The sequence below is a fragment of the Photobacterium sanguinicancri genome (assembly GCF_002265265.1).
GTDB classification, from domain to species: Bacteria; Pseudomonadota; Gammaproteobacteria; order Enterobacterales; family Vibrionaceae; genus Photobacterium; species Photobacterium sanguinicancri.
Genome location: NZ_NOIF01000003.1, coordinates 42,230 through 64,687, shown reverse-complemented (window position 1 = coordinate 64,687; position 22,458 = coordinate 42,230). Strand labels below are relative to the sequence as shown.

Here is a 22,458-nt window from a genome sequence, read left to right as displayed (position 1 = left end):
TGTGCATTAGTGATTACCATCAGCAAAATCTGATGAGTGTTTTTGAAGATATTTCAGAACCAAGGCTTCACTATCGTGATCAAGATTCACAAACGCGAGCATACCGTTAAACATACCAGGCCATGTATTGGCATCGAAATGCGCTTCTTCTGGCTGGGTATGACAAACACTACAGTTGGTGTTGTATGCAGATTTTGTTTCACTCCAAATCTCATCAACATTGGCTAACATCGATTCTTTTGGCATCCACAATTTCACAGATACACGCTGCCAAGGCAGACCTGTTAGATCATCTTCTTTCTCTTCAAATTTCTCGACTAAGCCTTCACTCTGTGCTGCTTCTTTGCTTAGTGCTGCCGTTGGGATATTCATACCAAAGTCTTCATTAATAACGCGACCAAAACCTTTCGTTTTACGCCAACCATTAATTTCAACTTGAATAGCTTTATCTGTTACCGCAACCACTTTCACTTCTGATGCAGGGTTTAATTGACCGCCATCTTTAGTCATGGCTTCATCTTCAAACATTGGAAGGAAACGAACACTGAAGTAGTTATTACCTTCGGAGTATTGGGTGTTCTGCGCTTTGGCAACCAATTGATCCACCATGCCGCCAGATGCTTCCATATTCCCGGGTAATTGGTGCGCAATCCCTTTATGACAATCGATACAGCTTTGGTCACGTTCAGCCGCTTGCTTCATTTGCGAGCGAGCCCGATCGGACATAAGATCCCAATCCATACTGTCGTAGTTATGGCAGCTTTTACATTCCATCGAACCATTAGCGGCAAACCGTTTCCATTCATGGTTCGCTAATTCAAGGCGTTTTTCTAAAAATTTTTCGCGCGTGTCTATCGTGCCAAAAATGGCCCCAAAGACCTCTTTACTGGCTTGCATTTTACGTGCAATTTTATCTGTCCAGTTATGTGGTACATGACAATCAGGACACGTTGCTCGTACCCCTGAATGATTCGACCAGTGAACCGTTGACTGTAATTCTACGTATACATTGTCACGCATTTCATGACAGCCAATACAAAACTCTTCCGTGTTGGTGTGCTCAAGGGCTGTGTTAAATCCACCCCAGAAAATCACACCCGCAACAAAGCCACCGAGTGTTAATACACCGAGGCTAATATGTACTGCTGGACGCCAGAACGTCATCCACAGTTTTTTTATCGTATTCATCATAGTTACCTACCTTATCGTTTACTGTGAATGGGAAAACTTAGCCATGGCCTGGAGGACCAAGGAAAAAGATTTGTAACATCCAAACGATAAAGCCATAACCGCCGACAAGGGCGACGGCTAAGATAGGGAATAGAAAGACGGTTATAAAAATAAATGATCGCCATTCGTACTTGCCACGTTCTTCTTCTTTAAGCGGTTCTTGATTACTCATGCTCACATCCTTTTTTTATTCACCTACCTCTTTAGATGTAATAGAGAGGAGGCCTATCTACGAAAGTATAGTTAAGGAATTCTGAACGATTGAGTAGCACGTAAATAATTCTGCTTTCATCACATTAATGACAAAGTTTTGCCCCTAATCATTAAGCCTTACTCAAATAACAGGCACAAAAAAGCCACCGTCGTAACGGTAATGCCGATCAGTTAGCGTAAATATGATCGGTTGAACGATCCTCCAGAGCTGTCAAAATCCAAGTGTAATTAATGCAGCCTCTCGGCGGTTTTTTTATCTAAAGTGACTGCTGATTACTCAGCGTCATCTTCTTTTTCTTTCTTCGGTTTTTTACGCTTGTCGGTAATTTCCCACTTACCGCCAATGTATAAACCAGTCCAGCCAGATGGCTTGCCATCTACTTCTGAACGCACGTAGTTTTCTTTGGTCTTTCGACTAAAGCGAACCACCGTCGGGCGACCATCAGGGTCTTCCGTTGGAGCATCCGTTAAGTAAATAAACTTCGGTGACAAACGATCTTTAAAGCGAACCAGCTCTTCAACTAATGGCGCACGTGTTTCGCGCGATTTAGGGAAGGTACTTGCTGCCATAAAGAGACCAGATGCACCATCACGCAATACAAAGTAAGCATTTGAATCTTGCGTACACGGCAGTTCAGGTAAATGAACTGGATCTTCTTTCGGTGGAGCAATCTCACCGTTTTTAAGGATCTTACGCGTGTTCTTACAATCTTCGCTGGTACAACCCATGTACTTACCGAAACGGCCGTTCTTAAGCTCCATGTCTGAACCACACTTATCACACTCGATAACTGGGCCGTCATAGCCTTTAAGAACAAACTCACCTTTCTCTACGATGTAACCATCACAGCTTGGGTTATTACCACAAACATGTAATTTACGATCTTGGTCGATTAGGTAAGCATCCATTGCAGTGTCACATTTAGGACAACGCTTCTTCGCACGTAATGCCGCCGTTTCAACGTCTTCTTCAAGTACGTTAATAATGCCATCTTCGTCACCTAAGTTGATCGTTGTCTTACAACGCTCTTTAGGTGGCAGTGCATAGCCGGTACAACCCAGGAATACACCTGTTGATGCAGTACGAATACCCATAGGGCGTGAACACGTCGGACATTCAATATCGGTTTCTACGATATTGTTTGGCTTCATGCCACCTTCGCCTTCATCAAGCTCTGCTTTTTCAAGCTCTGCGGTGAAGTCACTGAAGAATTGATCAAGAACTTGTTTCCAGTTCTTTTCACCTTCTGCGATTTTATCTAAGTTACCTTCCATGCGAGCGGTAAAATCAAAGTCCATTAGATCAGCAAACGACTGGTCCAAACGGTCTGAGACGATTTCACCCATTTTCTCAGCAAAGAAACGGCGCATATCAACACGCACATAGCCACGATCTTGAATCGTAGAAATGATCGAAGCGTAAGTCGATGGACGGCCAATGCCGCGCTTCTCAAGCTCTTTAACCAATGCTGCTTCTGTAAAGCGTGCTGGCGGCTTGGTGAAGTGTTGCTTAGGCTCAAGTTCAGTTAGCGTTAATGTCTCGCCAACGTGAACCATAGGCAGTGTCGTATCTTCATTCTTACCAGACGGACGCTGTACGTGTGTCCAACCAGCAAAACGCATGGTGCGACCTTTCGCTTTCAGCGTGAAGTCTGCAGCCGATACTGTGATCGTACTTGAGTCGTACTTCGCAGGCATCATCTGACAAGCCACAAACTGACGCCAAATAAGGTCGTACAGTTTAACAGCGTCTTGATCCATGCCTTCTAGGTGTTCAGCTTGTACTTCAACACTTGAAGGACGAATAGCTTCGTGCGCTTCTTGAGCATTGCCTTTACTACCGTATACATTCGCATTCTCTGGTAGGTAATTATCACCGTACTCAGATGCAATGAACTCACGTGCAGACTCAACCGCTTCTTTCGAAAGGTTGGTGGAGTCAGTACGCATATACGTAATGTAACCCGCTTCATACAAACGTTGAGCAAGGCCCATTGTACGCTTAACGCCATAACCTAAACGTGTACTCGCCGCTTGTTGTAGCGTCGACGTAATGTAAGGTGCAGATGGTTTACTGCTTGTCGGGCGATCTTCACGATCTGCCACGGTATAAGTTGCGCTATCAAGCACAGACTTAGCAGCCATTGCATCCGTTTCGTTTTCAGGACGGAATGCTTTACCCGCCTGCTGCGTTACCATTAAGCGCAGTGCATCACTACCTACAGTTTGAGTATTCGCGTGAATATCCCAGAACTCTTCAGGTGTAAACGCTTTGATCTCACGTTCGCGCTCAACAATTAGCTTAACCGCTACTGATTGAACACGACCTGCTGACAAGCCACGAGCGACTTTTTTCCACAAAAGTGGAGAAACCATAAAGCCAACTACGCGATCAAGGAATCGACGCGCTTGCTGGGCATTTACACCATCAATGTTTAATTCACCCGGCTGTTCAAATGCCTGCTGAATTGCATTTTTGGTGATTTCGTTGAAAACCACTCGTTTGTAACGTGCATCATCGCCACCGATGATCTCACGAAGGTGCCACGCAATAGCTTCCCCTTCGCGGTCCAAATCGGTTGCGAGATAGACGAAGTCAGCGTCTTTCGCGAGTTTTTGAAGTTCACTGACAACTTTTTCTTTGCCTGGAAGCACTTCGTACTGAGCCGCCCAGTCGTTATATGGGTCAACACCCATTTTTCCGATGAGCGATTTACGATCTTTTTCTTTCTTGATACGTGCTTTTTCTTCTGGACTTAACCCTTTGGTTGAAGTCGCAGCGGCTTTCTTGCCGGTACTACGCGCACCCGTTGGCAAATCACGAACGTGACCAACGCTTGACTTTACAATGAAGTCCTTACCCAAGTACTTGTTAATCGTCTTGGCTTTGGCAGGGGACTCCACAATAACGAGAGATTTACCCATAATGACTCTATTACGTCCTCGTGCTCGTAAAAATTATAATAAAAACATAAGGTTGCACACCAAAAAACGTATTGAATCGCATGGCAACGTTATTACAATATTGGGCTACTATACAAGAAGGTCAACTGGTTTTTGATGAAAACGCGCTGATTGCTCGTCCCTTCCCCAGTTGTTACGCATAAGTTAAATGATATATCAAACCTAACTTCTTGCGATTTAATAATGCCTTTTCTTGCTGTGAGGTAGCTTTAAGGCGCTAATGATTACCACCTATCCCACGGTTTGACTATTTTTTACCAAAAAAATTTGCAACTGCTCACAGAAATACAGCCACTCATTTGGTTTTGCGCACAGCTTATAGCCTCACAAGAAAAAAAACACTAATAAACGAAGGGTTTGAGTTCTGTTTGCATAATTCATACACTAGCGAGGTTTTAAACATTCCATATAGAGCATTCACAATGAGCGACAAAACTTCTATTTCATCCAATGACCTATTAATGATTGCGAACCAAGAAATTCAAGATCACGATGGATTTCTCGATGGCATGCGTGCCACATCTGTTGAAGAAAAAGACGGCGTACTTGTCTTTAAAGGTGAGTACTTTCTTGACGACAATGGGTTGCCTACTGCAAAAACAACTGCGGTTTTCAATATGTTTAAATACCTAGCCCACCAGCTGTCGCCAAAATTTACGCTAGAAAGCTAATCCAGCAAAATTTATAGCAGCTCACACACATATAGCCTTGTCCGCTTAAGGTCAAAGAAAAACCCGCCAACATTGCTGTGGCGGGTTATTTTCAAGCAGAATAAGCCATTACATTTCGATGGTCATACTCTCTTTATCATCATCGTTCGGGCGTGATGAGGGCGGCGTTGAGCCACCTTTAGGATCGGGGCCAAATTGATTATCCCCTTCCGTACCTTTCAAAATACCTAACTCCACTAAAGCAAAGATAGGACCAATTAAAGGAAGGAAAGTCACCACAACCCACCAAGCACTTTTATTGCGATCATGCAGACGCTTAATATTAAGTGCCATTGATGCCCACATAACAAAGCCCAGCACCACCATAGCTAATATATCAGCCATAGGGTTAGTACCTGTATTCTCAGGTGAGCTATACATAAAAACAGGAATCGTGACGAATAATACTGGCAAACTATATAGCCAGTAATCACGTCGTCGCATACGCCCTTTAAATGAAAAAAGTGCCCATTTCTGGTTCATAATAAGCCCTATACGATTGGTCGCTGACCACGACTGATCCATTTAAGTAACAGGATATCTGCGGCTTCACCTGTTGCACCCGCTAACTTTTCGGCCAGCTTTTTACGGCGAACATATCGAATATTCAACACTTCACGCTCTTTGCACGCCTTAGTAATATAGTCATCACTAGTGCCAATTTCATCAACCAAGCCAAGATCATGCGCTTGTCGACCAAACCAGTGTTCACCTGTCGCTACTTTCTCAAGATCTAGCTCTGGGCGATGTACCGCAATGAAATCTTTGAATAATCCGTGCGTTTCTTCGATTTCATCTTGGAATTTATCGCGGGCTTTATCCGTGTTTTCACCGAACATTGTTAGCGTACGCTTAAACTCGCCTGCCGTAATTTGTTCAAACTCAATATCGTTCTTTTTCAAGATCTTATTGAAGTTCGGGAGTTGGGCTATAACACCGATAGAACCTACAATTGCAAACGGAGCAGAAATGATTTTATCGGCAACACACGCCATCATGTAACCACCACTTGCTGCAACTTTATCCACTGAGATTGTCAGTTTAATGCCCGCTGTTTTTAGACGATCAAGCTGCGATGAAGCCAAGCCATAGCCATGAACCATGCCTCCGCCAGTTTCTAGGCGAAGCAATACTTCATCACCTTCAATCGCGACCGCTAAAATAGCCGTGATTTCTTCACGTAGTGATGTCACTTCTTTCGCATCAATGCTGCCGTGGAAATCTAAAACAAACAACCGAGGATCGCGAGCATGGGATAGCTCTCCCTCTTTTGCCGCTTTTTTTACTTCTTCCTGGCGTACTTTGTCTTTCGCTTTTTCTTCTTTTTTCTCAACTTTTTCTTTTGCTTTTAGTAGGGCTTTATCATAAAGGTGCCCTTCGAGGTGGTGCACAGTATGTTTATATTGCTCAGTTAAATCTGTAACTTCTAATTCACCTTTTGGTGAACCATGGCGACCGTTTAAACCTTTAGCGACAATAAGAATACCGACAATCGCTATAACAACTGTGGCGATTTTGGCTAGAAATAAGCCGTAATCAAACAAAAAATCCAATGTTGAGTCCTCATTTTATGAACTTAACCCCATTGTAACCTGCTGAGGCTATGGCAATGCAATGAAAAAGAGACTATTTTACATTTTCGTTAAATCGACGTGCTATCAGCATATTATTTCAAGCATCTAGCGTGAACTGATGCTTATCTCAACGATTTATCACTACTATAAGCAAGCGAATATTCAATAAGGAAGTAATACGTGGAATATCAAATTGCAGCTGACTCTCTAAAAAATCGCGTTATTTTGGTTACCGGTGCAGGTGATGGTATCGGCCGTCAGGCAGCTCTTAGTTATGCAGCTCATGGCGCGACCGTTATTTTGCTAGGACGCACTGTCGCTAAGTTAGAAGCTGTTTACGATGAGATTGAAACCCTCGGCTACCCACAGCCAGCCATCATCCCGCTCGACTTAAAAGGTGCAACTAAACAGAACTACATTGATATGGTTGAAACCATCAGTGATCAGTTCGGTCGCCTTGATGGTGTACTACACAATGCAGGCTTATTGGGCGTACTCAGCCCGTTTGATCAACTGGATGAAGGTAGTTTTGACGATGTAATGCAAGTCAATGTCAAAGCACAAATGCTACTGACTCAAGCTGTACTGCCACTATTAAAGCAAGCAGATGATGCGCGCCTTGTATTCACCACCTCAACAGTGGGTCATGTTGGCCGTGCATTCTGGGGTAGTTATGCGATTTCTAAGTTTGCAACTGAAGGCATGATGCAAGTATTAGCCGATGAACTCAGCAATACCCATGTTCGAGTGAATGCGATTAACCCCGGTGGTACGCGTACTGGTATGCGTGCACAGGCTTTTCCTGCTGAAGATTCGTCGCTGCTAAAAACGCCGTTAGATATTATGCCGCTGTACTTGTTCTTGATGGCACCAGAAAGTAAAGACGTTAACGGTCAGTGCATTGACGCACAGCCAAAACACTAGTTTAAACAGCTATTACCAAAATATAGATACAAAAAAAGCAGCTATTGAGCTGCTTTTTTATTAACCATAAGAATTACTTGCGAGTACGAGGCTTCGCAGGTTTGTTCTTCAACGGGTTACGACGGCTTGTTGCATTACCAGACGGCTTACGCTTGCCTGAAGATGCATTATTTCCGCCCTTGCCCTTGCTACCACGCGCATTGCCACTTTCCTCTGTACCTTTATTACGGGTAGAGGTTGGAGTACGGCGTTCTTTGCTACCACGTCCACGACGGCCTGAAGATTCTTCAGTTGCACGCTCTTCATGACGACGAACAGCACGACGGATCTGACGAACACCACGCTTACGTTTTTGGCCTTCAACAGTCAGCATTGTTTCGCTTTCATGTTCAAGTTCAACCATTTCACGCAGGTAGTTAACTTCCGTCAGCTCTAACTCCATCCAACCGCCACGAGGCAAGTCTTTGGTTAGGTAGATATCACCGTAACGAACACGCTTAAGACGGCTAACAGTTACACCTTGTGAATCCCATAAACGACGAACCTCACGGTTACGACCTTCAGTGATCACTACGTAGAAAGTATGGTTCATACCTTCGCCGCCAGCGTAAACAACGTCTTCGAAACGCGCCATACCATCTTCTAGCTTAACGCCACGAACAAGGTTGCGAACCATATCTTCAGTCACTTCACCGAACACACGTACCATGTATTCACGTGGAACCGTACGACTCGGGTGCATCAAGCGGTTTGCTAATTCACCATCGGTGGTGAATAGAAGAAGACCACTGGTGTTCGCATCAAGGCGACCAACCGATACCCAACGACCTTCCGTTAGGCGTGGTAGACGATCAAATACAGTGCGACGACCTTCAGGGTCGTGGCGAGTACATAGCTCACCTTCAGGCTTGTTGTAAGCCAAGACGCGACATACTTCATCACTGGTAGCAACCAGATCAACTTTATGACCATCAACGCGCACAAGCACACTTAGATCGTCAAGGCGGTCACCAAGCTTGGCAACAACGCCATCAATACTTACACGACCAGCTTGAATCTTTAATTCGATTTCTCGACGAGAGCCCTGACCCGAACGTGCCAGTACTTTCTGTAATTTTTCACTCATTAGACAAACCTTTGTCGCCTTCACAGGCGTCGAAATACTCATCCCTGATACCGGGTGGTACCAAGCAGCGGCGAATTATGCCAAAAGCACCATGAAGTTACTACTTAAATCACACTTTCATGTTCAACCGCTGCTCGCATTTAATTTACTCAAATGGTGCAGGATCACCTGAGCCAACACGCACTATTTGCGCATCACCATCACTAAAATCAATCACTGTGGTTGGCTGCTCACCTAAGTAGCCGCCATTAATGATTAAATCGACAGCATGCTCTAACTTGTCGCGAATATCTTCCGGATCTGATTCTGCAATATCGCTATTTGGCAAAATTAAGGTGGTCGACATCATCGGCTCACCCAGCTCTTCTAGCAAAGCTAAAGCGATCGCATTATCTGGCACACGAATACCGATCGTTTTACGTTTCGGATTCATTAGGCGACGCGGCACTTCTTTGGTCCCTTTAAAAATAAAGGTGTAAGCGCCCGGCGTGTTGCTACGCAGTAAACGATATGCCACGTTATCAACACGGGCATATAAAGAAAGCTCAGATAGATCACGGCATAACAAAGTGAAGTTATGCTTATCGTTTAAGCGACGGATCTGACAAATACGCTCAAGTGCTGCTTTATTTTCAAGCTGGCAGCCAAGGGCATAACCAGAATCCGTTGGGTAAACAATGACGCCGCCATCGCGGATAATCGCAACAGATTGTTTTACAAGACGAGCTTGTGGTGTTTCGGGATGCATGTAAAAAAATTGGCTCATGGTTCCTCCCAAAAGGCATAACAAGATGTAATTACTCGGTTACGTCTTCTGAATCATCTCGCTTCTTTTCGACATTCCAATCGTGCCACACTTCGGTTACCCCTTTAGGTAACCACAAGTTACGACCAAGTTCAGTCCATGGCGACGGATAATGGAAATCGGAGCCTTGAGAAGCAAGTAATTGATAATCAATGGCATAATCACCGAGATTACGGCGTTCATGCTGTCCTTGTTGCGGCTGTGCCACTTCCATAGCATCGCCTTTGGCTTCCACGAAAGTGGTTAATAATCGCTTAAGCCATTTTGTTGTCATTTTGTAGCGACCAGGGTGCGCTAACACCGCTTGTCCACCCGCAGCGTGAATTGCCGCCACAGCTTCTGCTATTGAGCACCAACTTGGTGGAACATAACCTGGGTTTCCTCGGGTCATAAATTTTTTGAACACCGCTTGCATGGTTTTGGCATAGCCTTCCGCCACAATCCACTGGGCAAAATGCGCACGTGTCAGTGTCGCATCACCCGCTAAGGCTTTGGCACCAGCCAATGCGCCCGGCATGCGATTCTTTTCAAGTCGATCACCAATTTGCTCTGCACGTTCCGCGCGACGTGTTATTTGCTCAGCAATCAGAGTCGTAATTGCTGGGTGTTCAGGATCAATATTTAACCCCACAATGTGAATATCAAAATTTTGCCAAAGTGTCGATATTTCAATGCCTTTGATGAGAGTTAAAGGCAGATTTAGTTCATCAATTGTTTGTTGAGCTTCCACCAACCCTGACACAGTATCGTGATCGGTAATAGCAAGTGCATCAACACGGTTTAGCACTGCTCGCTCAACTAACTCTTTTGGTGACAAACGGCCATCAGATGCCGTCGTGTGGCTATGTAAATCAAATAACATAAATTTTATTCTTGACTCTATATCTGTAAACTAGTTTACTAGTACGCAGTTACCCGAAATCATAAATCGACTACAGGACGATCCCATGGTACAGCATATTCATCATCAACTCTGCGCTTTATTCTCTTGGTGGTGGCACTCCCAATCTTGGGCGGTGTAATTCCCTGTACCTAACGGACAGCATACACATCAGCCCGCCTCTTGCGGGCTTTTTTCTGCCTATTGTTTCTCAAAGCACTTTATTACCACCATATTTCAGCCCAATGTCTATCGATGTTGATGCTAACAAGGACACTATTATGATTATTGTACTAAAACCAGCAGCTACCGAGTCTCAAGCAAAAGAAATCTTGCAACGTATCGAAGACGCAGGGCTCAAGCCACTTTACATGCCAGGCGTTGAACGCATTGTACTCGGCGCTCTTGGTGACGAACGTGTTCTCCAAAAGCTGAACCTAGACGCGTACCCATGCGTTGAAACAGTTAAACCTATTCTCACGAAGTACAAAATGGTTAGCCGCGAAGTACAGGCGCACGATACTGTTGTTCGTTTTGGTAATGCTGCTATCGGTGGTAATAAATTTGCAGTCATCGCGGGCCCTTGCTCGGTTGAATCAGAAGAACAACTACTGTCGGTGGCTGAAGTGGTAAAACAACACGGTGCTGTCGCCCTTCGTGGTGGTGCATATAAGCCTCGTACCAGCCCTTACGATTTTCAAGGCATGGGTGTTGAAGGCTTAAAACTACTTAAACTTGCGAATGAACAACTCAATATCCCAACCGTATCTGAAGTCATGGACGTGAGTCAGGTTGATACAATGTGTGAATATGTAGACTGCCTACAGATTGGCGCGCGTAATATGCAAAATTACGCATTATTAAAAGCGGTGGGCGAAAGTCAAAAACCAGTCTTGCTCAAACGCGGACTTTCAGCCACTATCGAGGAGCTGCTTCTAGCTGCTGAATACATTTATGATGCAGGAAATCCGAATATTATCCTGTGTGAACGTGGTATTCGTACCTACGAAACAGCAACGCGCAATACATTGGATTTAAACGCGGTAGCGTATTTAAAACAACGCACTCATTTACCCGTTGTGGTTGACCCAAGTCATGGCACAGGCGTTCGTGAGCTGGTTATTCCACTATCACGTGCAGCTGCTGCAGTTGGCGCTGACGGTATTATTGTTGAATCACATCTTAAACCATGTGAGGCCCTATCAGACGGGCACCAAGCACTAACAGGTCCAATGTTTGAGCAACTGATGCAAGAACTCAAACCATTTGTAGAAGCGGCAGGGAGAACGCTGTGAACACAACCCAACGCACCATTGGCGAGCTGGAAGTGCTTAGCCTTGATGTACCCTATGTAGCGGAGCCGACTGAGCTGTATTACACAGTTTGCGGTGATCGACCACATAACCTATTACTGGAGTCGGCCGAAGTCGACTCTAAGCAAGACCTTAAAAGCTTAATGTTAATCGACGCCGCCGTACGCATTGTTTGCCGTGGCACCGAGGTGCAATTAGAAGCCCTTACAGATAATGGCTTGAATGTATTACAAACTATCGAGCATAACATTCCCGACACAGTGGGCCGTCAACGTACTAGCAATAGCCTTACATTGACATTTCCAACCGCAGAACGCGCGCTTGATGAGGATAGTCGCTTACGCCAAGCATCCTCATTTGATGCACTGCGTATGGTACAACATGCATTCGATACTTCCGGTCACCCACAGGAAGCCTTGTTCCTTGGCGGACTCTTTGCCTACGACCTTGTAGCCGGCTTTGAGCCTTTGGCGGAAGTCGAGCAAGATAACAAATGTCCAGATTACTTATTCTATATCGCTGAGACATTGCTGGTTATCGATCACCAGCGCCGCAAAGGTAAGCTGCAAGCCACACTGTTTGGTGGCGATCAATATACCAATAGCTACTTCGAACTAAGCCGTCGCTTACAGCAAATCAAAGAAGCGTGTTTAGCTCCTGCTACCGTTCCACCAGCAACTCAATTAGCGCAATGCGAACCTGAAGTGAGTGTTAGTGACGCTGATTTTTGCCAAACCGTTGCCGATTTAAAACAATACGTCATTGGTGGCGATGTATTTCAAGTGGTGCCATCTCGTCAATTTACCTTACCGTGTCCATCACCGCTGGTGGCTTATAAAGAATTAAAAATTGGCAACCCAAGCCCTTACATGTTTTTCATGCAAGATGCCGATTTCACCCTCTTTGGTGCTTCACCAGAAAGTGCGCTGAAATACGCAACCGAAACCAATCAAGTCGAAATTTACCCAATCGCAGGTACACGCCAGCGTGGCAAAAATACCGATGGTTCGATTAATCTCGATTTAGATGGCCGTATCGAATTAGAACTGCGCTGCGACATGAAAGAAAACGCAGAGCATATGATGCTAGTTGATCTCGCGCGTAATGATGTGGCGCGGATCAGTGAAGCAGGCACCCGCTATGTCGCCGATTTACTGAAAGTTGACCGTTATAGTCATGTAATGCACTTGGTTTCGCGGGTGGTTGGTCAACTACGAAGCGACCTTGATGCCCTTCACGCTTACCAAGCCTGCATGAACATGGGCACCCTGACAGGGGCGCCAAAAATTCGCGCAATGCAATTAATTCGTGATGTCGAAAAGCGTCGTCGCGGTAGTTATGGCGGTGCGGTGGGTTACATCACAGGTCATGGCGACATGGACACTTGTATTGTTATCCGTTCAGCTTACGTTGAAGACGGTATTGCTAGCGTACAAGCAGGGGCTGGCGTGGTGTATGACTCAGTACCGCAAGCAGAAGCAGATGAAACCCGCGGTAAGGCACAAGCTGTTATCAGTGCTATTCGCAAAGCTCACACTCAAGGATAAGGAAAAGATGATGACTAAAGCCCATATTGTCCTACTCGATAATTTCGACTCTTTTACTTATAACCTTGTTGATCAATTTCGCTCACTTGGCCATCCCGTTACCGTTTATCGCAACAGCCTAACGGTTGAGCAAATGTCGCAGGCAATCAATGAAAAAACCAACCCTGTACTGGTTTTGTCTCCAGGCCCTGGAGCGCCCGCCGATGCAGGCTGCATGCCTGAGCTGATTGTCCACCTAAAAGGTAAAGTCCCTATGATAGGGATATGTCTTGGTCATCAAGCGATTGTAGAAGCGTATGGCGGTAAAGTGGAAGGTGCTGGCGACATTGTCCATGGGAAAGCCGCCATGATGCGCCACAACCAGCATCCTGTTTTTGGCAAGCTGCCTAATCCATTATCGATTGCACGTTATCATTCCTTGGTTGCAACTCAAGTTCCTGATAGTTTAAAGGTTGTTGCTGATGTTAATGGCTTGGTTATGGCTGTTACACAAGATGAAGATAAAGTATGTGGTTTTCAGTTCCACCCAGAATCCATCTTAACGACACAAGGTGCACAACTTCTGATTAACACGCTCGATTGGGTAACGACCCCCTTTGTACCCTCGCCTTCACAACAAGCGGTTAAACAAGACGTAGAATAATAAGGACTATCATCATGGATGCTGTGATTTACGACATTGCAAATAAACTTTATGCCCAACAACCACTAAGCCAGCAAGAAAGCCATACACTTTTTGATGCCATCATCAAAGGTGAAGTAGAGCCAATTTTGCTATCGGCCGTATTAACCGCACTCAAAATTAAAGGCGAAACACCAGCAGAAATCGCAGGTGCAGCCAGCGCACTCGTAGCCAACGCCAATGCATTCCCAAGTCCAGACTACGACTTTGGCGATATTGTCGGTACTGGTGGTGACGGTGCAAATACCATCAATATTTCTACCACCGCTGCTTTCGTTGCTGCTGCGTGTGGCATAAAAGTCGCAAAACACGGTAACCGTGGTGTCTCAAGTAAATCTGGATCATCGGACCTATTGGATAAATTCGGTATTAACTTAGCGATGAAACCAGAAACTGCTCGCCAAGCATTGGATGATTTAGGTGTTTGTTTCTTATTTGCACCTGAGTACCACGGCGGGGTTCGTCACGCGATGCCTGTACGCCAGACGCTCAAAACACGCACTATCTTTAATCTTTTAGGTCCGCTGATTAACCCTGCTCGACCAAATATCGAATTAATGGGTGTGTACGATAAAGCGCTTGTTCGTCCCATCGCAGAAACAATGGCAACCATGGGCATGAAGCGCGCAGCTGTTGTCCACGGTAGCGGACTTGATGAAGTGGCTATCCATGGCGAAACGACAGTGGCAGAAATCATTAATGGTGAAATCACCGAATACACACTCACCCCTGCTGATTTCGGCTTAGATGTTCACCCGTTAGAAGCAATCAAAGGCGGCGAACCAGAAGAAAATCGCGCCATTATTACCAATATTCTGACAGGAAAAGGGACAGATGCACAACAAGGTGCTGTAGCTGTCAATGTCGCCCTTCTGATGCGCTTATTTGGTCATGAAGATTTAAAAACGAATACTCAAAAAGCCATTGATGTTATGCAATCTGGCTCTGCATTCGCACTTGTTGAACAACTCGCAGCTCGAGGTTAATCATGGAAACTGTTCTCGCAAAAATTGTTGCCGACAAACGTATCTGGGTAGAGGCTCGTAAGGTAGAACAACCGCTGGAAAGCTTCATCGATACGCTTTCCCATAGTGACCGCAGCTTCTACGACGCATTGGCAAAGAAAGAGCCCGCATTCATTTTGGAATGTAAAAAAGCCTCCCCTTCAAAAGGGCTTATTCGTGATGACTTCGACTTAGATTACATTGCCCAAGTTTACAAAAATCATGCAAGTGCGATCTCAGTACTTACCGATGAAAAATATTTTCAAGGCAACTTTAATTTTCTTCCACAAGTTCGAGCCCAAGTTACTCAACCTGTTTTATGTAAAGATTTCATGATCGACCCTTATCAGGTCTACCTTGCTCGTCACTACCAAGCCGATGCCATTTTGCTGATGCTGTCGGTGCTGTCTGATGACGAATACCGCACGCTGGCAAATGTAGCTGAAACCCTAAAACTAGGTGTGTTAACCGAAGTCAGTAACGAAGCCGAACTTGAACGCGCAATCACGCTTAAAGCCAAAGTGGTGGGTATCAACAACCGCAACTTACGCGATCTAAGCATTGATTTAGACCGTACCAAACAACTGGCGCCGCGTTTAAGTGAAGATACCATTGTTATTTCTGAGTCTGGTATTTATACCAACCAGCAGATACGTGATCTTTCTGCCTATGCCAATGGCTTTTTGATCGGCAGTTCATTGATGTCGGAAGACAACTTAGAGCTTGCCGTTCGTCGAGTGCTCATAGGTGAAAATAAAGTCTGTGGGCTGACACACGCCAATGATGCAGCCGCGGCCTACCAAAGTGGGGCTGTTTATGGTGGTTTAATTTTCGTCTCAGCTTCACCTCGCCACGTTGATGTAGAGCAAGCCCGCATGATAATGAGCGGCGCACCGCTGAAATATGTCGGTGTATTCCAAAATGCAGATCCAGAACAAGTGTCTAAGGCAGCACATGCATTAGCACTTTCCGCAGTACAACTACACGGCGAGGAATCACCTGAATATGTACAACATTTAAAGGCAGAACTGCCTGCTGAGTGTGAGATCTGGAAAGCACATGGCGTTACCGACACGTTGCCTGAGTTTGCACGATGGCAAGTCGATAAACACCTTCTCGATAGCAAAGTCGGCCAACAAACAGGCGGCACAGGTAAAGCCTTCGATTGGTCAATTATATCAGAGGCTGATAAAGCCAATATTCTGCTTGCTGGCGGCCTATCACCAGAGAATGTCAGTGCAGCGACCAAACTAGGTTGCCGCGGCCTTGACCTGAACTCTGGCGTTGAAAGTGCACCAGGCAAAAAAGACAAAACAAAATTGGATGCGGCATTTGCGGCAATCAAAAGCATTAAGGACAATAAATAATATGAGCAAGTTAGATGCCTACTTTGGCGAATTTGGCGGTCAGTTCGTACCTCAAATTTTGGTACCAGCATTAGACCAATTGGAAGACGCTTTCATTGAGGCCCAACAAGACCCTGCTTTTCAACACGAATTTATTACCCTATTAAAAGAGTACGCTGGTCGCCCTACGGCCCTAACACTTTGTCAAAACCTGACCAAAGGAACAAAAACAAAGTTGTACTTAAAACGTGAGGATTTACTTCATGGCGGTGCACATAAGACAAACCAAGTACTAGGCCAAGCCTTACTTGCTAAACGTATGGGTAAGCATGAAATTATTGCTGAAACCGGCGCTGGCCAACACGGTGTTGCAACCGCGCTAGCCTGTGCATTATTAGATTTAAAATGCCGTGTCTACATGGGTGCCAAAGACGTTGAGCGTCAAAGCCCTAATGTTTTCCGTATGAAGTTAATGGGTGCAGAAGTCATTCCTGTACATTCAGGCTCTGCCACATTGAAAGATGCCTGTAATGAAGCAATGCGTGACTGGTCTGCAAGCTACGACAAGGCGCACTACCTACTAGGTACAGCAGCAGGCCCTCACCCATTCCCAACCATAGTGCGTGAATTCCAGCACATCATTGGCGAAGAAACTAAATCACAGATCTTAGAGAAAGAAGGTCGCCTCCCTGATGCGGTGATTGCTTGTGTTGGTGGTGGTTCTAACGCCATTGGCATGTTCTCTGACTTCATAAAAGAAGAAAATGTTGCACTGATTGGCGTTGAACCTGCGGGTAAAGGCTTAGATACCAACATGCACGGCGCACCACTTAAACACGGTAAGCTGGGCATTTTCTTTGGTATGAAAGCACCACTGATGCAAGACGAGCATGGCCAAGTAGAAGAATCATATTCTGTATCTGCTGGCCTTGATTTCCCATCTGTTGGCCCACAACACGCACACCTTAATGCGATTGGCCGCGCACAATATGGCGCCGTGACCGACGATGAAGCGTTAGATGCTTTTCAACTACTTGCCCGCAAAGAAGGCATAATCCCAGCACTAGAATCGGCACACGCACTGGCGTATGCAATGAAAATGATTGAAGAAAACCCAGAAAAAGAACAACTACTAGTTGTGAACCTATCAGGCCGTGGCGATAAAGATATCTTCACAGTTCACGACATTCTTGAAGCAAAGGGAGCGCTGTAATGGATCGTTATCAACAACTTTTCAGCCAATTGGCAGAAAAACAACAAGGCGCTTTTGTTCCTTTCGTGACAATTGGAGACCCAACACCAGAGCAATCAATGCGCGTTATCGACACGCTTGTTGAATCAGGCGCAGATGCCCTTGAGCTCGGTATTCCTTTCTCTGATCCATTAGCCGATGGCCCAACAATTCAAGGGGCCACTATCCGCGCGCTAGCATCTGGGACCACGCCAGCTGTGTGCTTTGACATGATCACGCAGATCCGTACTAAATACCCGGATCTGCCAATTGGCTTGCTCATGTATGCCAATTTGGTATTTTCAGCCGGTATCGATAAATTTTACCAACAATGTGCTGAGGCGGGTGTTGATTCGGTACTGATTGCTGATGTACCTGTAAATGAATCCGCTGACTTTCACGCTGCTGCTGAAAAACATGGTATTCACCCTATCTTTATCGCGCCGCCTAATGCTGATGAAGCAACATTGAAAACAGTCTCTGAGCTAGGTGGCGGATACACCTACTTACTCTCGCGCGCGGGTGTAACCGGGGCAGAAACCAAAGCGGGAATGCCAATTGGCCCCTTACTTGAAAACCTGAAAAAGCATAATGCGCCACCAGCTATTCTTGGGTTTGGTATTTCAACACCAGAACAAGTTAAAGACGCGATTGAAGCTGGGGCCGCAGGCGCAATCTCAGGCTCTGCAGTGGTGAAAATCATTGAAAACAATCTTGATAATCATCCAAGTATGCTTAGTAAGCTCGCTAATTTTGTCACACCAATGAAAGCAGCTACTCAGCTATAAATAAGCAAAACAGAAACTTAATCGGCGATAGAGAGCATACTTCTATCGCCTTTTTTTTATGAACATCGCGGCTCAGTCACATTAATTAGCTAACCGTCGACTTTAGTCCTGTTCACTAACGCCTCCCCACTATACTTCAATTACCCTTCCGCTAACCTCATGCAATAAAACTCGAAAACGCAACATTCATGTAGCACATAACACCCACTCAAGCTGCAATTAAAAAACAAATACAGTCGTTATTAATTGATCTTCACGATAGTTACATGTAAAAACACACTTGCAAAACATAAGACCAACAATTACAACAAATGCAAAACAAGATTCTACTCTCTATAAGCTAAGTTAGTGGCTTATTGCACGACAAATCTAGACACGACAGAGGTATCGAAGGTGTTAACAAATAAAGGATTTTTAAACAATATTGGCGTTCAAGTCGTCATCGCGATGGTTGTGGGAACCCTCGTCGGTGCCATGATGGGGCCAACAGCAAGTATTTTCGCGCCACTTGGCAGTATCTTTATCCACTTGATAAAAATGCTAGTGATCCCCTTAGTTGCGGTTGCCATTATTTCTGGTGCTGCAGGGTTAGGTAATAGTTCGGCCGCTGGAAAAGTCGGATTAATGACCCTCGGCTTTTTTGGCTTCACGTCGGCTGTCGCCGTTGCCCTAGCGCTTTTTATGGGTGAAGTGTTCCAACCTGGTGTCGGCATAGATCTATCAGGTGTTGAAGGGATGTTCTCAAATGCTTACGCTGATAAAGGTGATTTACCCTCATTCTGGGCAACAGTGCTTGGCATGATCCCAACCAATGTTTTTCAATCGTTAAATGAAGCCAATATCCTCCAAATTTTAGTATTCTGCCTTTTCTTTGGTATTGCTGTTTCTAAGTTAGAAAAAGATCGCAGAGATCCACTGATCAACGGTGTTAATGCCATTGTTGATGCCATGGTTTGGATGATCAACGTCATTATGAAGATCGCACCTCTGGGCGTATTTGGCTTGATGGCAGATGCGGTAGGCACATTTGGCTTTAGTGCCTTGATGGTGGTCTTTAAACTATTTGTTGTTTATGTCGTGGCTATTTTGGTTTACGGCTTTATCTTTTACCCATTAATGATAAAAGTATTCAGCAAAACCTCACCCCTGAAATTCCTATCGGTAATGAAAAAACCACAAGCTGTTGCACTATCAACGGCATCTTCGATGGCAACCCTCCCTGTGACGATGGAAGTGTGTGAAGAAGAACTGAAAGTGAAAAATTCGACCGCTTCATTTGTGCTACCGCTAGGAGCAACCATCAACATGAGCGGTAATGCGATTTACTATGGTTTAGTGGCTATCTTCTTTGCGCAAATATTCAATATTGATTTGAGCATGAGTGCTTATATGGCAATTATTATCACTTCGACGTTAGGCGCCGTTGGCCAAGCAGGAGTGCCTGGGCCCTCTTTCTTAGTAGTGGCTGTATTACTATCGGCGGGGATCCCTATCGAAGGGCTACCGCTATTGTTCGCACTGGATCGTATCTTCGATATGATACGCACAGCGCTAAATATCACCGGCGATGCCGCTTGTGCGGTGATCATCAATGACCAAATTAATGTAGAAGCAGAACCAAGCAAAGCTTAGTGAGCTAGAACAAAAACACTAGGCAACAAAAAGCCCTGATAATCAGGGCTTTATACTTTACGCGTAACCATTTATTAAGCGATGATTACCACATTAAATCATCTGGAATCACAAAGTCTGCGTACGGATCATCTTCGTCAGGCTCGTCGTTTTCAACAACGTTATTCAGTACGATACTTGATTCATCACGCTGTGCAATTTTATCTGCTACTACACTTGGAATCACTTCGTAACTATCCGCTAAACGAACAATCGCTAAACGACCGCGTACCAGCTGATCTTGCATGGTTTTATCAACATAAATCTTCTTCACTAATGTACCGTCAGTGAAGTTATAGCCAATATCACCTTTTTTGCGATCGATGCGGTTCATCTCGATAAGTTGTTTTACCTGCGCCTGAAACTCTTTTTTCTGAACTTCTTCATTCTTCAAGCGGTTTAGGTTCTTATCTTGCTCAAGTTGAGCTGCTCGATTTGCTTCAACAGCCGCTTTCGCTTCACGTGCTTGGACGCGTGATTTTTTCGCACCTTTCGCTGCTTTTTTTAGTTTTTTCTTATCAACTAAACCAGCTTTAAGCATTTGCTCTTGTAGGCTTAACTTGGCCATTGATTCTCCACCATTAATCTGAATAACACTTATAACGCTATTATCACTACCGAGTGATATAAGGGTCAAGCCACTATCGAGCTCGAAACATTAAAATTCTGCTATTTCACTATGAAGCCATGTCTGAAAAGCCTTTATCCGCGGTGAAATCGTCGCATCTTGACGACAAACAACGTAATAACTCAATGGTGACTGTACTGCCATATCAAAAGGCACCACCAATCGACCATCTTTTAGCTGTTGATCAACAAATGAATGCCTGCCCATCGCAATACCCAAACCATTTTCAGCCGCCTGTAATGCCAGATCAGCACGATCAAATGTACAACTATTTTCAGGTAATTCGATCCCATTGGTTTGAGCCCAGTATTGCCACTCATCATTACGTCCCGCCCGCGCCCAAGGAGCCGCATCATGCAATAACGTACACACCATTAATTGTTCTGGGTTATTGTGCAAATGGTTTTGATCTGCATATTGAGGGCTACATACTGGGACCATGCTTTCATCCATCAACTTTTCAGAATGTAACCCTGCATACTTACCATGCCCAAAGTAGATAGCACAGTCGAACGATTCAGTCTGAAAATCAACAAGATCATTACGGGTACGTAAATGAAAGCGAAGCGCTGGATATTTATCAATGAAGTGCTTTAAGCGAGGCAATAACCAAGTCTGTGCAAACGTTGGAGGGACTGAAACATTGAAATCGCCACTCAACTCTAACGTTTTTAGATCTCGCAATTCATGTGCAATGTCACCAAAGTTTTGAGCAACAACTCCTTTGAGACGTTTACCTTCTTCGGTTAACAAGAGTTTTCGGGTCTGGCGAATAAAGAGCTGAACCCCAAGGCTATCTTCAAGATTTTTTATCTTATGACTAACTGCGCTTTGCGTTAAGCATAGAATTTCAGCGGCACGAGTAAAGCTCATTTGATCTGCGGCGATCAAAAAACAATGTAAACCAGAAAGAACGGAACCTGTTAATTTTGGAAGCTGCATACGTTATTGATATTCTTGATTATAGGGCGTATGCGTCCATTATAACAACAAAAAGCCACTGCAGGGGGCAGCGGCCATTACAATCGTAATATTAAAGAGATATTAGCTAACAGCACTCAATAAGCCCGACTTCTGATCATCATTTAACAAAGTCCAGTGACAACCTTGCACCGCGCCTGCAAACATCCAAAGCAGTTTAATATCTAAATCTTGGCCATGCACCTGACGTACCTTACAGAATACTTCCGACGCTCCAAGCTCCATAAAACTGGTTACATCTTTTACACCCGCTTTTTTTACCATACGTTCCAAGGTCAAGCGCATGTTAGGCAGATCACGAATACGCTTGTTTTTATCTGCAGCTTTTTCAACTTTATCTTGACGCGCAATTTGGATCGAATGCTCAACTAGCTCATTACTCAACGTACGCGATTCACTAAATAATGGCGTTATATCGTAATAGTTTACAATTGCTGTCGTACTGCGTTTAATGTGCTTAAACTTGGCACAACCAAGCTGACTTAAACGCTCATCAAGAACTTCACCACCACGTAAAAACAAAGACTTATTAGTGATAATAGCGTACATCGCCCCGTCAATGAACACGCCCATACCACCAAACATAGAACGTTTTTCATACTCGCCAAATCCACTGAGGTAGGTGAAAAATTCTTCCTTAAACGACATAACAATTCTCTCTCTTGAAAAGTAAGCGGTAGTCGTATCCATCTTAAAACGAATCACGACGTCAACAATTTGACTGTGCCATATCAGTTTAATGAATTCCACATATGAAACACTCGACTTATTAACGATGAGATTTTAAGCATATTATGCGCTGCAAAAAAAGCAAAAAGAGACAAAAAGAGACCAAAAGGAA

Annotated in this window: 21 protein-coding genes and 1 other annotated feature; of the genes, 10 read left to right on the top strand and 11 right to left on the bottom strand. The window is 44.7% G+C overall.

Going from position 1 to position 22,458, the window contains the following annotated elements; all coding sequences use genetic code 11:
• Positions 1–6: 6 nt before the first annotated feature.
• The 3 genes from torC to topA form a co-directional block, all read right to left on the bottom strand.
• Positions 7–1,191, bottom strand: a complete 1,185-nt coding sequence (torC, locus tag ASV53_RS01215; protein WP_094955791.1) for a pentaheme c-type cytochrome TorC — start codon at positions 1,189–1,191, stop codon at positions 7–9.
• Positions 1,192–1,228: 37 nt separating this feature from the next.
• Entirely contained in the window at positions 1,229–1,402 is a 174-nt protein-coding gene (gene torE, locus ASV53_RS01210; RefSeq protein ID WP_062688727.1) for a trimethylamine N-oxide reductase system protein TorE, read from the bottom strand.
• Between the two features lie 314 nt (positions 1,403–1,716).
• Positions 1,717–4,368 carry a type I DNA topoisomerase gene (gene topA / locus ASV53_RS01205; RefSeq protein WP_094955790.1) on the bottom strand — a complete coding sequence of 884 codons (2,652 nt, stop codon included), beginning with the start codon at positions 4,366–4,368 and terminating at the stop codon, positions 1,717–1,719.
• Between the two features lie 461 nt (positions 4,369–4,829).
• Between topA and ASV53_RS01200 the strand changes: the two genes are divergently transcribed.
• A complete protein-coding gene (locus ASV53_RS01200) occupies positions 4,830–5,078 on the top strand; it encodes a YciN family protein (RefSeq protein WP_062688599.1) in 249 nt (82 codons plus the stop codon).
• 108 nt (positions 5,079–5,186) lie between these two features.
• On the opposite strand, the gene ASV53_RS01195 is transcribed toward ASV53_RS01200, so the two are convergent.
• Together ASV53_RS01195 and sohB are read right to left on the bottom strand one after the other, a co-directional pair.
• Positions 5,187–5,600 (bottom strand): DUF805 domain-containing protein, encoded by a 414-nt coding sequence (locus tag ASV53_RS01195; RefSeq protein WP_094955789.1) that lies wholly within the window; start codon positions 5,598–5,600, stop codon positions 5,187–5,189.
• A gap of 8 nt (positions 5,601–5,608) precedes the next feature.
• Complete coding sequence (gene sohB / locus ASV53_RS01190) at positions 5,609–6,670, bottom strand: protease SohB (RefSeq protein WP_094955788.1); 1,062 nt, start codon at positions 6,668–6,670, stop codon at positions 5,609–5,611.
• Positions 6,671–6,871: 201 nt separating this feature from the next.
• Here sohB and ASV53_RS01185 point away from each other — a divergent pair, with 201 nt between their 5' ends.
• Positions 6,872–7,615 (top strand): YciK family oxidoreductase, encoded by a 744-nt coding sequence (locus tag ASV53_RS01185; RefSeq protein WP_062688595.1) that lies wholly within the window; start codon positions 6,872–6,874, stop codon positions 7,613–7,615.
• 73 nt (positions 7,616–7,688) lie between these two features.
• On the opposite strand, the gene rluB is transcribed toward ASV53_RS01185, so the two are convergent.
• The 3 genes from rluB to rnm all read right to left on the bottom strand — a co-directional run bounded on the left by rluB (position 7,689) and on the right by rnm (position 10,408).
• Positions 7,689–8,741, bottom strand: coding sequence for a 23S rRNA pseudouridine(2605) synthase RluB (rluB, locus tag ASV53_RS01180; protein ID WP_062688593.1), 1,053 nt, complete (start codon positions 8,739–8,741; stop codon positions 7,689–7,691).
• Between the two features lie 145 nt (positions 8,742–8,886).
• A complete protein-coding gene (locus ASV53_RS01175) occupies positions 8,887–9,507 on the bottom strand; it encodes an L-threonylcarbamoyladenylate synthase (RefSeq protein WP_094955787.1) in 621 nt (206 codons plus the stop codon).
• A gap of 31 nt (positions 9,508–9,538) precedes the next feature.
• Positions 9,539–10,408, bottom strand: coding sequence for an RNase RNM (gene rnm / locus ASV53_RS01170; RefSeq protein WP_094955786.1), 870 nt, complete (start codon positions 10,406–10,408; stop codon positions 9,539–9,541).
• Positions 10,409–10,529: 121 nt separating this feature from the next.
• Positions 10,530–10,625: a sequence feature (Trp leader region), on the top strand.
• Between the two features lie 82 nt (positions 10,626–10,707).
• Between rnm and ASV53_RS01165 the strand changes: the two genes are divergently transcribed.
• The 8 genes from ASV53_RS01165 to ASV53_RS01130 all read left to right on the top strand — a co-directional run bounded on the left by ASV53_RS01165 (position 10,708) and on the right by ASV53_RS01130 (position 19,969).
• Positions 10,708–11,721, top strand: coding sequence for a bifunctional 3-deoxy-7-phosphoheptulonate synthase/chorismate mutase (locus ASV53_RS01165; RefSeq protein WP_094955785.1), 1,014 nt, complete (start codon positions 10,708–10,710; stop codon positions 11,719–11,721).
• Complete coding sequence (locus ASV53_RS01160) at positions 11,718–13,286, top strand: anthranilate synthase component 1 (RefSeq protein ID WP_094955784.1); 1,569 nt, start codon at positions 11,718–11,720, stop codon at positions 13,284–13,286. The genes ASV53_RS01165 and ASV53_RS01160 overlap by 4 nt, the downstream gene beginning before the upstream one ends.
• 10 nt (positions 13,287–13,296) lie before the next feature.
• The gene (locus ASV53_RS01155; RefSeq protein WP_094955783.1) at positions 13,297–13,929 is read left to right on the top strand and encodes an aminodeoxychorismate/anthranilate synthase component II; all 633 of its coding nucleotides are present in this window, start codon (positions 13,297–13,299) and stop codon (positions 13,927–13,929) included.
• A gap of 14 nt (positions 13,930–13,943) precedes the next feature.
• Complete coding sequence (gene trpD, locus ASV53_RS01150; protein ID WP_094955782.1) at positions 13,944–14,954, top strand: anthranilate phosphoribosyltransferase; 1,011 nt, start codon at positions 13,944–13,946, stop codon at positions 14,952–14,954.
• A 2-nt stretch (positions 14,955–14,956) separates the two neighbouring features.
• Positions 14,957–16,339 (top strand): bifunctional indole-3-glycerol-phosphate synthase TrpC/phosphoribosylanthranilate isomerase TrpF, encoded by a 1,383-nt coding sequence (trpCF, locus tag ASV53_RS01145; protein WP_094955781.1) that lies wholly within the window; start codon positions 14,957–14,959, stop codon positions 16,337–16,339.
• Position 16,340: 1 nt separating this feature from the next.
• Entirely contained in the window at positions 16,341–17,531 is a 1,191-nt protein-coding gene (gene trpB, locus ASV53_RS01140; protein WP_094955780.1) for a tryptophan synthase subunit beta, read from the top strand.
• On the top strand, positions 17,531–18,337 hold the full coding sequence (trpA, locus tag ASV53_RS01135) for a tryptophan synthase subunit alpha (RefSeq protein WP_094955779.1): 807 nt from the start codon (positions 17,531–17,533) through the stop codon (positions 18,335–18,337). The genes trpB and trpA overlap by 1 nt, the downstream gene beginning before the upstream one ends.
• A 348-nt stretch (positions 18,338–18,685) precedes the next feature.
• Positions 18,686–19,969, top strand: coding sequence for a dicarboxylate/amino acid:cation symporter (locus ASV53_RS01130; RefSeq protein WP_094955778.1), 1,284 nt, complete (start codon positions 18,686–18,688; stop codon positions 19,967–19,969).
• 85 nt (positions 19,970–20,054) lie between these two features.
• On the opposite strand, the gene ASV53_RS01125 is transcribed toward ASV53_RS01130, so the two are convergent.
• The 3 genes from ASV53_RS01125 to ASV53_RS01115 form a co-directional block, all read right to left on the bottom strand.
• Positions 20,055–20,576, bottom strand: coding sequence for a DUF2058 domain-containing protein (locus tag ASV53_RS01125; RefSeq protein WP_094955777.1), 522 nt, complete (start codon positions 20,574–20,576; stop codon positions 20,055–20,057).
• Positions 20,577–20,666: 90 nt separating this feature from the next.
• Positions 20,667–21,578 (bottom strand): DNA-binding transcriptional regulator DsdC, encoded by a 912-nt coding sequence (dsdC, locus tag ASV53_RS01120; protein ID WP_062688581.1) that lies wholly within the window; start codon positions 21,576–21,578, stop codon positions 20,667–20,669.
• 102 nt (positions 21,579–21,680) lie between these two features.
• On the bottom strand, positions 21,681–22,265 hold the full coding sequence (locus ASV53_RS01115) for a TfoX/Sxy family DNA transformation protein (protein WP_239928701.1): 585 nt from the start codon (positions 22,263–22,265) through the stop codon (positions 21,681–21,683).
• Positions 22,266–22,458 lie beyond the last annotated feature (193 nt).